This is a genomic window from Bradyrhizobium sp. 18BD (genome assembly GCF_054185225.1).
The window spans coordinates 648,800-661,426 of record NZ_JAVAYL010000001.1; the positions used below are offsets into that span (position 1 = coordinate 648,800).

Consider the following 12,627-nt stretch of genomic DNA (forward strand, 5'->3'; position numbering starts at 1 on the left):
TTAGCAAAACGCCGCCGTGACTCCGGGTGTTCCCCCGTGCCATGCTCGCCCGACGGCCCGGGGTTCGAAGGGGACACTTCGAAGGGGAGTTATGGCGGCGAAAACGCGTGCGGCGCGCACTACGCGGACGTCCAAACGGGTGGTTCGGAAGCGGTCCGGGCCGGCCGCGAAGGTGCGCAAGCGCAGCACCAAGGCGGTCACGCCGGACGTGGTCCAGGCCGCCCTCGCTGCCTTTGCCCATGAGGTCCGCACCCCCCTCACCGGAATTCTCGCCATCAGCGACCTGCTCGCGACCTCCGATCTCGGCGAGCGAGAGCGGCGCTGGGCCGACACCATCAAGGCCGGCGCCGAGCATCTGGCGAGCCTTGCCACGCTGTTTGTGGACGCTGCCCGCACCGGCACGGGCGGAAACAGCCTGCGGCAGGACCTGTTCGACCTCAGGACGCTCGCTCGCAGCGCCGGCGATTCGCTGGCCGGCCGCGCCGCGGCCAAGGGCCTCCAGGCCCAGGTCGAGATCTCCGACAAGCTGCCGGGGCTGGTGGTTGGCGATCCCGTCCGCCTGCGCGCCGCGCTGGAAAACCTGATCGACAATGCCGTGAAATTCACCGACCAGGGCGGCGTCGCGCTCGCGGTTGCGCCCTGGCGTCCCGCCAAAGGCAAGAAGAAAGGCGGCAGGATCGGCGTCGCCTTCTCGGTCTCCGACAGCGGCATCGGCCTCACCATGGCCGAGATCAAACGGCTGTTCCGCCCGTTCACCCAGGCCAATGTCACCATCGCCTCGCGCTTCGGCGGCGCCGGGCTCGGGCTGTCCTCGGTGAAGCAACTGGCGCGTGCGATGGGCGGCGACATCACGGTCGCGCCGCGCCGCGGCGGCGGCGCCACGTTCACACTGACGGTGTCGGTGGATGCGACGGGCTCGGGCAGGTCCCGCAAGTCAAACCAGGCCAAGACAGATGCCGTGGCCGGGCTGCGCGTGCTCAGCGTCGAGGACAATCCGTTCGGCCGTGTCGTGCTCAACACGATCCTGACCGAGCTCGGTCATCATGCCGAGTTCATCGGGCGCGGTGAGGACGCCGTGAACCGGCTGGAGCAGGGCGCCTTCGACGCGGTGCTGATGGACATGGTGCTACCGGGCATCGACGGCGTCGAGGCCATCAGGCGGATCCGCACCATGGCGCCGCCGCTGGCTCAGATCCCCATCATCGGCGTGTCCGGCCGCGGCGAGGACGAGGCCGCCTCGCGCGAGGCCGGCGCCGATGCCTTCCTGGTCAAGCCTGTGTCGCCCCGGGCTTTAGCGACTGCGCTGCTTGAAGCGAAACGCCGTGAGGAAGCCGCGACTTGATGATCGCGGCGTTGAGCTCGCCGCCGTAAACGAAGATCGCGGCGATGAAATACAAAAACACCAGCGCGATGATCACCGAGGCGAGCCCCGCATACATCGTCACGTAATTGTTGGCGAAGCGCGCCAGGTACTGGCCGAACACGACACCCGAGATCAATGAGGCCACCATGGTGAAGACGATGCCGGGCAGGATCTGGAAGAAGCCGCGCCGTCCCGCCGGCAGCCAGGCGTGCAGGATGAACAGTGCCACCACCAGTGCGGCAATGGTGATGCCGTAGCGCAGCCAGGTGAGGATGCTTTCGTTGGATTCGACGAACAGCGGAATGTGGCGCCGCGCCGCCTCGATGAAGAGCGGGCCGAGCACGATCAGGAACGCCATGGCGAGCGCAGTGATGGCTGCCACCAGCGTGTAGCCGATCGATTCCAGCCGCAGCCAGTACCAGCGCCGCATCTCCACCACGGCGTAGGCGCGGTTGAGTGCGACGCGGAGTGCCTCGACGCCGTTCGACGCGAAATAGACCGACAGCACGGCGCCGATCGTCAGCACGCCGGTTCGCGTGGTGGTCAGCACGTCGTGGATCTCGCCGGAGAGCGCGTCCGCCACTTGCGTGGGCCACACCTGAAGCATCAGGCTGGCGGCCTGGTCGGCCAGTTCCTTGGAGCCGAAGAAGCCGGCAAGCGAGGTCAGCACGATCAGGAATGGGAACAGCGCCATCAGCGTCGACAGCGCGATATGGCTCGCGATCGCCCAGCCGTCATCGGCCAGGAACGTGTAGAACGCGTCCTCCACGACGACGTAGATGGTGCGGATGGCCTTCACGGCTTGCTCCAGAGCAACGCTGCTCTCTCTCCGCTTGCGGCCCGAATTCGCCTCGCCCCGCTTGCGGGGAGAGGCCGACGCGCGGCGGGTGAGGGGGACTCTCCGCAGGGACGGTGAGAGAGAGACTCGCGGAAGCCCCCCCTCACCCGGAATCCGCGCTGCGCGCGCATTCCGGCCTCTCCCCGCAAGCGGGGAGAGGCGAAGAGGACGGGCCGCACGCGCAAATCGAAAATCATGCCGCTAGCTTCTGACATTATCGGCCTGAAAGCCAGATCGGGAACGCCATGGCGGACCGGCGCGCACGGTGTTATCTACCCTCAGATGGCATCTATTCTGAGTACTTTCATCCTGCCGGTGGCAGCCGGCGCCGTGGCGTTGGTGCTGCTGCTCGGTCTCGTCAACATGATGCGCGGCGGCTCGCCCAGCACCTCGCAGAAGCTGATGCGCTGGCGCGTGCTGCTTCAATTCGTAGCGATCGTCATCGCGATGATCGCGGTCTGGGCGATGGGACGCTAACATGGTCGTGCTCAACCGCATCTATACGAAGACCGGTGACGACGGCACGACAGCGCTCGGCTCGGGCGAGCGCCGTCCGAAATACGATCTGCGCATCGAGGCCTATGGCACCGTGGACGAGACCAATGCCGCGATCGGCGTGGTGCGGCTGCACACCCATGACATGCCTGAATTCGACGCGATGCTCGGCCGCATCCAGAACGATCTGTTCGACCTCGGCGCCGATCTCGCGGTGCCCGAGCGCGAGGGCAAGGCTGAGCGGCTGCGCGTGGTGGCGAGCCAGGTCGAGCGGCTCGAGCACGACATCGACGCACTCAACGACAAGCTGGCGCCGCTGACCTCCTTCGTGCTGCCGGGCGGCACGCCGGCCGCCGCCTACCTCCACGTCGCCCGCACGATATGCCGCAGGGCGGAACGCGTGATGGTGGAACTGGCGGCACGCCCGGGCGAGCCCGTCGGCGCCGCTGGCATCCAATATATGAACCGTCTGTCCGACTTCCTGTTCGTGGCCAGCCGCGCCGCTAACCATAACGGTGCCGGCGACGTGCTCTGGGTTCCGGGCCAGAATCGCTGACCCCAAGGGGTCGCAGACCCCAAGGGTCGCAGACCCATTGAGTGGCGCATTTCTAAGGTCTAAAATTTGGCCCTGTCGCGCGTTGACCGGGCCGGATCAGGCCTTTAGGTTCCGCGCCAGTTGAATAACCCCCCTTCTAAATTGAGTGAAAGAGGATCGATGAAGGTCTTAGTGCCGGTAAAGCGGGTGGTCGATTACAACGTCAAGGTCCGGGTCAAGGGCGATGGATCGGGCGTTGAACTCGCCAACGTCAAGATGTCGATGAACCCGTTCGACGAAATCGCGGTCGAGGAAGCGCTGCGCCTGAAGGAAGGCGGCAAGGCGACCGAGGTCGTGGTAGTCTCCATTGGACCTGCGCAGGCGTCGGAGACGATCCGCACCGGTCTTGCCATGGGCGCCGATCGCGGCATCCTGGTGAAGGCCGAGGGGACCGTCGAGCCGCTCGCTGTTGCCAAGATCCTGAAGAAGGTAGCTGAAGAAGAGCAGCCGGGCCTCATCATCCTCGGCAAGCAGGCGATCGACGACGACTCGAACCAGACCGGTCAGATGCTGGCCGCGCTGCTCGGCTGGTCGCAGGCGACATTCGCCTCGAAGCTCGAGGTCGAAGGTTCTGACTTCAAGGTCACCCGCGAAGTCGACGGCGGCCTGCAGACCGTGAAGCTGAAGGGACCGGCGATCGTCACCACCGATCTGCGTCTCAACGAGCCGCGCTATGCCTCGCTGCCCAACATCATGAAGGCGAAGAAGAAGCCGATCGCGGAGAAGACCGTCGCCGATTACGGCGTCGACGTTGCCGCGCGCCTCGAGGTTCTCAAGACGACTGAACCGGCGGGCCGCAAGGCCGGCGTCAAGGTCAAGGACGTCGCCGAGCTGGTGTCGAAACTCAAGAACGAAGCCGGGGTGCTCTGATGACGACGCTGCTGATTGCCGAACACGACAATGCGTCGTTGAAGGATGCGACCAACAAGGCCCTGACCGCCGCCGCCGCGCTCGGCGCGGATGTCGAGGTGCTGGTGGCTGGACAGAACGCCAAGGCCGCGGCGGACGCCGCTGCCAAGCTTGCCGGCGTGAAGAAGGTGCTGCTCGCCGACGGCGAGACCTACGGGCACGACCTCGCCGAGCCGCTGGCCGCGCTGATCGTCTCGCTGGCCTCGTCCTATGACGCGATCGTCGCGCCCGCGACCTCGCGCTTCAAGAACGTGATGCCGCGTGTCGCAGCGCTGCTCGACGTCATGCAGGTCTCGGAGATCATCAAGGTGGTCGCCCCCGACACCTATGAGCGTCCGATCTATGCCGGCAACGCCATCCAGACGGTGAAGTCGAAGGACGCCAAGAAGGTCATCACGGTCCGTACCTCCACCTTCGCCGCTGCGGGCGAGGGCGGCAGCGCGCCGGTCGAGGCCGTCGCCGCTGCGGCCGATCCGGGCCTGTCGTCCTTCGTCGGCGAGGAAGTCGCCAAGAGCGACCGTCCCGAGCTGACCTCGGCGAAGATCATCGTCTCCGGTGGCCGCGCCATGCAGAGCCGCGAGAACTTCGCCAAGTACATCGAGCCGCTCGCCGACAAGCTCGGCGCCGGTGTCGGTGCCTCGCGTGCGGCGGTGGACGCCGGCTATGCGCCGAACGACTGGCAGGTCGGCCAGACTGGCAAGGTCGTGGCCCCCGAGCTCTATGTCGCCGTGGGCATCTCCGGTGCGATCCAGCATCTGGCCGGCATGAAGGACTCCAAGGTGATCGTCGCGATCAACAAGGACGAGGACGCGCCGATCTTCCAGGTGGCCGATTACGGCCTGGTCGCCGACCTCTACCAGGCGGTTCCTGAGCTGACGGACGAACTCGCCAAGCTCGGCAAGTAAAAGCCGTTCAAAACACCGGCCGGAGGTATAAACTCCGGCCGGTTTTTCTTTTTCGAGGCGTTTTCTTTGGCACGGGGCCCGCCGGGGGAGCGATCCAATCTAGGTTTCGAGCCCGGGTTCTGATTAAATCAGGCTCCTGGTCAAATCAGACCTCCCGGCTCAGGGGATAGCAGGCGCGATATGCGCGCCGTTCCGGTGGATGACATTATGGCGGCAGTGATCAAGAAGGTCGGCGTGATCGGCGCGGGTCAGATGGGCAATGGCATCGCGCATGTTGCCGCGCTCGCCGGCTTCGACGTGGTGCTCAACGATGTCTCGGCCGACCGGCTCAAGTCGGGCATGGCCACCATCAACGGCAATCTGGCGCGCCAGGTCTCCAAGAAGGCGGTGACCGAGGACGACAAGACCAAGGCGATGGCGCGCATCTCGCTGGCCGAGAAGCTCGACGACCTCGCCGACTGCGACCTCGTGATCGAGACCGCGGTCGAGAAGGAAGAGGTCAAGCGCAAGATCTTTCACGAGCTCTGCGCGGTGTTGAAGCCGGAGGCGATCGTCGCCTCGGATACGTCATCGATCTCGATTACGCGGCTTGCCGCAGCCACCGACCGGCCCGAGCGTTTCATCGGCATTCACTTCATGAATCCGGTGCCGCTGATGGAGCTGGTCGAGCTGATCCGCGGCATCGCCACCGACGATTCGACGTTCGAGGCCTCCAAGGAATTCGTCGCCAGGCTCGGCAAGCAGGTCGCTGTCTCCGAGGATTTTCCGGCCTTCATCGTCAACCGCATCCTGCTGCCGATGATCAACGAGGCGATCTACACGCTGTATGAAGGCGTCGGCAACGTCGAGGCGATCGACGCAGCGATGAAGCTCGGCGCGCATCATCCGATGGGCCCGCTGGAGCTGGCTGACTTCATCGGCCTCGATACCTGCCTATCGATCATGCAGGTGCTGCACGAGGGCCTGGCCGATTCCAAATACCGCCCGTGCCCGCTGCTGGTGAAATACGTCGAGGCCGGTTGGCTCGGCCGCAAGACCCAGCGCGGCTTCTACGACTACCGCGGCGCCAAGCCGGTTCCGACGCGCTAAGACGGTCTCGTGCCCCGGACGCTGCGCAGCGCGTCAGCGATGCGCTGCAGAGCCGGGGCCCAGGGGCCGCGTGCACGCTGAAGCATGGGTCCCGGCTCTGCGGTGCGTCACTGCGTGCCGCGCCGCGTCCGGGACACGGACAAAGCCCACTCTACGGGATCGTGACAATTCATGTCGCGTTAACCCAGCCGCCCTAGTGTCCGGCCCGGTACGAGGGTTCGCGTAATGGACATGATGGCGATGGTCAGCACCATGCTGGCCGCTCAGCAAGGCGCACTGCAGTCGAATATTGCGGCGACGCTGACCAAGCAGAACATGGACATGGAGAAATCCACCGTCCTGACGCTGATGGGCGCCGGTCAGCCTTCGCTTGCCAATGTCGGCCCCGGCGTCGGCGGCAACCTCAACGTCACCGCCTAGCGCATGATCCGGAAAAGTGGGCACCGGTTTTCCGACCAGATCATGCGCCAATAAAAGGCCCTAAAGCGACGCGGCGGCCTTGCCGGTCGCGGCCCGGAGCAGCTTGAGCGCGTCCTCGCTCGCCCATTCCGCCGGCCCCGCGATCGTCGCGATCTCGCAGCCTTGCGGATCGACCAGCACCGAGGTCGGCATCCCCAGTGCCCGGCCTATCGCCTTAAGGTCCTGGAAAACCTTCGCTTTCTGGTCGTTGAAATAGCCGAGCCGGGTCAGATTGGCCTCTTTCAGGAAGGTCTTGGGCTTCTCGGGGTCGCGGGTGTCGATATTGATCGCCACCACCTCGAAATTCGGGCCCGACAGCTTGCCCTGGAGCTCGTCCAGCGCCGGCATCTCCTTGCGGCAGGGCACGCACCAGGTGGCCCAGAGGTTCACCAGCAGCGTCTTGCCGCGAAAATCGGACAGTTTCTTCGGCTTGCCGTCGGCATCCTCGAAGGTCAGGTCAGGCAGCTTCAGCGGGGCACTTGCCATGGTCAGGGCCGCCAGCTCGCCATGGGCCAGCGGGGCGATTTTCTGAGCCGTTGCCACCGCCGGCTTGCAGGTCGGATCGCCTGAAGGGGCCCGGCTCAGGCCCAGCCCGTACAGCGCGGCGAAGCCGGCCAGCCCTCCGACCGCCACGGTGGCGATGACGAGGGGGATCCGGCGCGTGGCGGAGGGCTTCTTGTCGAGCATATCGTTTGTCATCCGGTCGCAGATATGGCTATCAGGGGCCTCTTAATACGGCTGGCTGCGGCCAGCAAATGTGCGGCAAGGCAAGGCGTGAGCAGGGGATCATGAGCAACAAGATGTGGGGCGGCCGGTTCTCGGAACGTCCCGATGAGATCATGGAAGAGATCAACGTCTCCATCGACGTCGATCGTCACCTGTTCGCCCAGGACATTGCCGCGTCCAAGGCCCACGCCGCGATGCTGGCCAGCCAAGGCATCATCACGGCCTCTGATGCGAAAAATATCGGCAAGGGTCTAGACACGATTCTGTCAGAGATCGGGAAGGGCGGCTTCACGTTCAAGCGCGCGCTCGAGGACATCCATATGAATGTCGAGAGCCGCCTGTCGGAGCTGATCGGCCCCGCCGCCGGCCGCCTGCACACCGCGCGCTCGCGCAACGACCAGGTCGCGACCGACTTCCGTCTCTATGTCCGCGATGTTCTCGATGAGACCGATGCCGCGCTCGCCGCGTTCCAGGCCGCGCTGGTCAATCGTGCGCTGGAACATGCCGCGACCGTGATGCCCGGCTTCACGCATCTGCAGACCGCGCAGCCCGTGACTTTCGGCCACCATCTGCTCGCCTATGTCGAGATGGCCGCGCGCGATCGCGGCCGTTTCCAGGATGCGCGCAAGCGGCTCAATGAATCGCCGCTCGGCGCCGCTGCGCTCGCCGGCACCTCGTTCCCGATCGACCGCCACGCCACCGCGAAGGCGCTCGGCTTTGATCGCCCGATGGCGAATTCGCTTGATGCGGTCTCCGACCGTGACTTCGTGCTGGAGACACTGTCGGCGGCCTCGATCTGCGCCGTGCACATGTCGCGCTTTGCCGAGGAGATCGTGATCTGGACCTCGCCGCTGGTGGGCCTGATCCGCCTCAGCGACAAGTTCACCACCGGCTCCTCCATCATGCCGCAGAAGCGCAATCCTGACGCCGCCGAGCTGGTACGCGCCAAGACCGGCCGCGTCATCGGCGCGCTCAACGGTCTCCTGATCGTGATGAAGGGCCTGCCGCTCGCCTATCAAAAGGACATGCAGGAGGACAAGCAGGGCGCGATGGAAGGCTTTGCCGCGCTGTCGCTGGCGATCCGCGCCATGACCGGCATGGTCCGCGACCTCGTCCCCGACGAGGCCAAGATGAAGGCCGCCGCAGGTGAGGGCTATGCCACCGCGACTGACCTCGCCGACTGGCTCGTGCGGACGCTGAAGATGCCGTTCCGCGAGGCCCATCACGTCACCGGCCGCATCGTCGCCAAGGCCGCCGAGGGCGGCGTGGCACTGCACGAGCTGCCGCTGAAGGAGATGCAGGCGATCGAGCCCAAGATCACCAAGGACGTGCTCGGCGTGCTCTCGGTCGAATCGTCGGTGAAGAGCCGGACCAGCTTCGGCGGCACCGCGCCTAAGAACGTGGCGTCGCAGGCCAAGGCCTGGGCGAAGCGGCTGGAAAAAGAGCGGAAATAGGGCTGAGGGCAAAATTTCGCTTATGTTTCATGGTCATCCGGCTCTCGCCAGAGCGCGCCAATCTCTGTATGGTGCGCCCCGCGTAGTGGGGATTTCGTCGTGACGTCAAAGTTTCGCCCGGCCGGCTCGGGGTGGGCCATCATTGTCTTGAGTCTGACGGCGCTCGCGCTGGCCGGCTGCGGCCGCAAGGGCCCGCTGGATCTGCCGCCGACCGCCTCCAGCGCGTCCACGGCGAACATCGCCGCGCCCACCGACACCGAGACCGAAGCCCAGAGAACGCCGAGCGTGTTCAACCCGACCTATGGCGCGGACGCCGCGCCGGCGGCGACCCCGGGCAGGAAAAAATCGTTTATCCTCGACCCGCTCCTGGACGAAAGACCCAGCCGGTAGGCTGGGGTAGCTGAGCCAACGCCATGAATCATTTCGACTACCGCAACGGCGTGCTGCACGCCGAGGCGGTGAATCTGTCCGAACTGGCCGCGACTGTCGGCACGCCGTTCTACTGTTATTCGACCGCAACGCTCGAGCGGCACTACCGTGTCTTCGCTGACGCCTTTGCCGGCGAGAAGGTGCTGGTCTGCTACGCCATGAAGGCGAACTCCAACCAGTCGGTGCTGCGCACGCTGGCCAAGCTCGGCGCCGGTGCCGACGTCGTCTCCGGCGGCGAGTTGAAGCGCGCATTGGCGGCCGGCATTCCCGCGAGCAAGATCCTGTTCTCCGGCGTCGGCAAGACCGAGACCGAGCTGCGCGCGGCGCTGGCCGCCGACATCCTTTGCCTCAACGTCGAATCCGAGCCCGAACTGGAATTGCTCTCGCGCCTTGCGACCGAGATGGGCAAGACCGCGCACATCTCCGTGCGCGTCAATCCCGATGTCGATGCCGGCACGCACGCCAAGATTTCGACCGGCAAGTCCGAGAACAAGTTCGGCATTCCGATCGCCTATGCCCGCGAGGTCTATGCCCGCGCCGCAAAGCTGCCCGGGATCAAGGTGACCGGCACCGACGTTCATATCGGCAGCCAAATCACCGATCTCTCCAAGATGGAGACCGCGTTCCGCATCCTCTCCGAATTCGTGCAGACGCTGCGCAGCGACGGCCACGACATCAGCCACGTCGATTTCGGCGGCGGCCTCGGTATTCCCTATTACATGGACCGCGAGGCGCCGCCGGCGCCCGACGCCTATGCCGCCATGGTCAAGCGCGTCAGCCACAATCTCGGCTGTACGCTGATGTTCGAGCCGGGCCGCATGATCGTCGGCAATGCCGGCATTCTCGTCGCGAAGGTGATTTACGTGAAGCACGGCGACGGCAAGAACTTCGTCATCATCGACGCCGCGATGAACGATTTGATCCGCCCGACGCTGTACGAGGCCCATCACGACATCCTGCCGGTGACGCAGCCGGCGAGGGATACCGCCACGATCACGGCCGATGTCGTCGGCCCGGTCTGCGAGACCGGCGACTATCTCGCGCTCGACCGCACCCTGCCGACGCCGAAGCCGGGCGATCTCATCGCGATCATGACTGCAGGCGCCTATGGCGCGGTGCAGGCCGGCACGTACAACACGCGGCCGCTGGTGCCCGAGGTGCTGGTGAAGGGCGATCAATACGCCGTGGTGCGTCCGCGCATCGACGTCGAGCAGCTCATTGCGATGGACACGCCGGCACCTTGGCTGTGATTTCGTAGCCCGGATGGAGCGCAGCGAAATCCGGGACAGTCTTTCCGCGGCAACCCGGATTGCGCGGACCCTGTCATCGGGCGACGCTTCGCGCCGACCCGTTGGCTCCATCCGGGCTACGGGACCCGGTAAAACGCCGGCGAGCGTGGGCTCACCGGCGTCGCGCATTTCACGGCCCGTATTTCGGAGCCGGCTTCTGGTTGAAATCGCTCTCGTCAGTGACGCAGGTGAAGTTCGCGGCAATGCTGGTGCTGCCGCTGCCATTGTACTTTGCGACCATGGGGAAGACGCAGAGCGGCCGGGTCATCTGCACCGCAGGCGGCGTGTCGTCGACGAATTTCGTGGCGAGGATCGTTTCCGGCGGGACCCCGGCCTCGACCCATTTGACCAGCGGCGTGAGCGCATCGAACGTGTTGGGGCCGGGCCCGCCCGAGCAGTGGTACAGCCCGGGCACCATGAACAGCCGTGCGTAGCTTTGGGTCCGTCGCGGCGCCGGATTTCCATTGTCATGATCGAAGAAGCCGACCGGTTGGGGCCCCTGGCCTTCGTTGCCCACCAGGGCCAGGAAATAGTTGATGCTGCTCTGTGACGGGATCAGCGGGTCGGCCCAGCCGTGATACATCAGCAGCTTGCCGCCATGCTCCCTGAATTCGCTGAGATCGGTGCTGGTCGCGTTCAGCACTGCAGCAAGCTGGTCGTCGACCTTGCCGATGTCGTGGTGGAAGTCGAAATTGGCAAAGTTGGTCGCGCTTGATGGGTAGCCGAAACTCGGGCCGAACACCCAGTAGAACAGGCCGTCGAAGGCCGGCTCGGGCAATCGCTCCTGGAACGCCAGGCCGAGCGCGAGGATGTCGTCGGTCTCGTTGCCGCGCTGGGAGCCCGGATTGATGATCTGCCCGTTCACCGGGTCGATCGTGCCGCCGTAATAGCGCTGCATGGTCGTGACCTGCTCGGAGGTCAGGCAGGCGGGCGGCTGCTTGCCGCCGGTGCAGAGCAGGATCTTCGGATCAAAACGGCAGTCGCGCGGATCGGTCAGGAACTGATCGGTCTTGGCGCCGCCGTCCTGGCCGACGCACTGCTTGAGCACGGCCTGGTTGATCAGCGTCATCTGGCCGGCCTGGATGAAGCGGCCGGGGCTCGCATGCGTGTTCTGCCAGCCATAGAGGCCGGCCATATGCAGGTGGGTGCGGTTGAATGCGGCTGCGCCCGCGAGGATGCCGTCATAATCGTTGGGGAAGCGCTGCGCCTCCATCAGGGCGTTCTGGCCGCCGGTTGAGCAGCCGGCGAAATAGGCTCTTTGCGCCTGGTGCCCGTAGAAGGCGTTGGCGATTTCCTTGCCGCGCACGGTCATCAGATGGATCGCGCGATAGCCGAAATCCTTGATCCGCTCGGGATGCCCGAACAGGCCGGTCGAGGGGCTCGCGGGATCGCCGAATTGAATGGCGAGAGGATTGCCCATGTTGCCGGCCGAGCCGCAGAACAGCGGGCTGCATCCCGAAGATCCGGTGCCGAGATCGCTGTTGGTCGCGGCAAAGCCGCCCTGGATGCCGAGAGCGAGCTCGTTGTAGGTGATCACGCCCTGGAAGCCGCCGCCGCCGGTGCCGAGGAACCTGCCATTCCATGTGGTTTCCGGCAGCCAGACTTCGATCCTGATATTGGAATCCGAAGTCGGCACCAGCGTTGCGGTGACGCGGCAAAACGCTGGAAGATTGGTCAGCGTTGTCGGCGGGTTCGAACCGGGGACGACGAACGTGCCCGTCGTGTTGTCGTCGGCCGAATTGATGATTGTGTGCTGCAGTTGCAAGGATCGGAGATTGGTGCACGGCGTCGCCATTGCGGGCGAGCTGCCGATTGCGACACAGGCAAACAGGGCCATGGTCGCACCGACAAGTAAGTGTCGATGTGAACTGCACCCCTGTAGTGAGACACGATAATCAGGGACAGGTGCCTGCCGCTTGAGGCGGCAGGGCGGGTTGATGGGTTAGGGCCGGGTTGCGGGGCTGCTGCGCAGCAGCCCCGCAACCTGGTAGATTTGCTTCGAACTCGGCGGGTGGCTGGTAGGCCAGAGCCGAGTGAAGCCTTTGACGATTGTACACCTCTTCGATGAAGGCGCCG

Annotated in this window: 14 protein-coding genes; 10 read left to right on the forward strand and 4 right to left on the reverse strand. The window is 65.2% G+C overall.

Annotated features, from left to right (window positions below):
* The first annotated feature begins 91 nt into the window (after positions 1 to 91).
* Positions 92 to 1,342, forward strand: a complete 1,251-nt coding sequence (locus RAD16_RS03085) for an ATP-binding protein (protein WP_458156400.1) — start codon at positions 92 to 94, stop codon at positions 1,340 to 1,342.
* On the opposite strand, the gene RAD16_RS03090 is transcribed toward RAD16_RS03085, so the two are convergent.
* On the reverse strand, positions 1,269 to 2,162 hold the full coding sequence (locus tag RAD16_RS03090; RefSeq protein ID WP_458156401.1) for a YihY/virulence factor BrkB family protein: 894 nt from the start codon (positions 2,160 to 2,162) through the stop codon (positions 1,269 to 1,271). The two genes, RAD16_RS03085 and RAD16_RS03090, sit on opposite strands and share 74 nt — an antisense overlap.
* A gap of 321 nt (positions 2,163 to 2,483) precedes the next feature.
* Here RAD16_RS03090 and RAD16_RS03095 point away from each other — a divergent pair, with 321 nt between their 5' ends.
* The 6 genes from RAD16_RS03095 (at position 2,484) to RAD16_RS03120 (ending at position 6,614) form a co-directional block, all read left to right on the forward strand.
* Positions 2,484 to 2,678: a twin transmembrane helix small protein gene (locus RAD16_RS03095; protein ID WP_458156402.1), complete on the forward strand. Its 195-nt coding sequence runs from the start codon at positions 2,484 to 2,486 to the stop codon at positions 2,676 to 2,678.
* 1 nt (position 2,679) lies between these two features.
* A complete protein-coding gene (locus RAD16_RS03100) occupies positions 2,680 to 3,252 on the forward strand; it encodes a cob(I)yrinic acid a,c-diamide adenosyltransferase (RefSeq protein ID WP_458156403.1) in 573 nt (190 codons plus the stop codon).
* A 159-nt stretch (positions 3,253 to 3,411) separates the two neighbouring features.
* Positions 3,412 to 4,161 carry an electron transfer flavoprotein subunit beta/FixA family protein gene (locus RAD16_RS03105; protein WP_271589480.1) on the forward strand — a complete coding sequence of 250 codons (750 nt, stop codon included), beginning with the start codon at positions 3,412 to 3,414 and terminating at the stop codon, positions 4,159 to 4,161.
* A complete protein-coding gene (locus tag RAD16_RS03110; RefSeq protein ID WP_458156404.1) occupies positions 4,161 to 5,105 on the forward strand; it encodes an electron transfer flavoprotein subunit alpha/FixB family protein in 945 nt (314 codons plus the stop codon). The genes RAD16_RS03105 and RAD16_RS03110 overlap by 1 nt, the downstream gene beginning before the upstream one ends.
* Before the next feature lie 207 nt (positions 5,106 to 5,312).
* Positions 5,313 to 6,194: a 3-hydroxybutyryl-CoA dehydrogenase gene (locus RAD16_RS03115; protein ID WP_458156405.1), complete on the forward strand. Its 882-nt coding sequence runs from the start codon at positions 5,313 to 5,315 to the stop codon at positions 6,192 to 6,194.
* A 225-nt stretch (positions 6,195 to 6,419) separates the two neighbouring features.
* On the forward strand, positions 6,420 to 6,614 hold the full coding sequence (locus tag RAD16_RS03120; protein ID WP_028182113.1) for a hypothetical protein: 195 nt from the start codon (positions 6,420 to 6,422) through the stop codon (positions 6,612 to 6,614).
* A gap of 60 nt (positions 6,615 to 6,674) precedes the next feature.
* Here the strand turns inward: RAD16_RS03120 and tlpA are convergent, their stop codons facing one another.
* Positions 6,675 to 7,340, reverse strand: a complete 666-nt coding sequence (gene tlpA, locus RAD16_RS03125) for a thiol:disulfide interchange protein TlpA (RefSeq protein WP_458156429.1) — start codon at positions 7,338 to 7,340, stop codon at positions 6,675 to 6,677.
* Between the two features lie 101 nt (positions 7,341 to 7,441).
* Here tlpA and argH point away from each other — a divergent pair, with 101 nt between their 5' ends.
* The 3 genes from argH (at position 7,442) to lysA (ending at position 10,512) form a co-directional block, all read left to right on the forward strand.
* Positions 7,442 to 8,833: an argininosuccinate lyase gene (gene argH / locus RAD16_RS03130; RefSeq protein ID WP_458156406.1), complete on the forward strand. Its 1,392-nt coding sequence runs from the start codon at positions 7,442 to 7,444 to the stop codon at positions 8,831 to 8,833.
* Positions 8,834 to 8,932: 99 nt separating this feature from the next.
* A complete protein-coding gene (lptM, locus tag RAD16_RS03135) occupies positions 8,933 to 9,223 on the forward strand; it encodes an LPS translocon maturation chaperone LptM (RefSeq protein WP_458156407.1) in 291 nt (96 codons plus the stop codon).
* Positions 9,224 to 9,246: 23 nt separating this feature from the next.
* Positions 9,247 to 10,512, forward strand: a complete 1,266-nt coding sequence (lysA, locus tag RAD16_RS03140) for a diaminopimelate decarboxylase (protein ID WP_458156408.1) — start codon at positions 9,247 to 9,249, stop codon at positions 10,510 to 10,512.
* Between the two features lie 169 nt (positions 10,513 to 10,681).
* Here the strand turns inward: lysA and RAD16_RS03145 are convergent, their stop codons facing one another.
* The gene (locus RAD16_RS03145; protein ID WP_458156409.1) at positions 10,682 to 12,388 is read right to left on the reverse strand and encodes a tannase/feruloyl esterase family alpha/beta hydrolase; all 1,707 of its coding nucleotides are present in this window, start codon (positions 12,386 to 12,388) and stop codon (positions 10,682 to 10,684) included.
* A 58-nt stretch (positions 12,389 to 12,446) separates the two neighbouring features.
* Positions 12,447 to 12,627: hypothetical protein (locus tag RAD16_RS03150; protein ID WP_458156410.1), on the reverse strand; the 181-nt coding region annotated here is incomplete at its 5' end.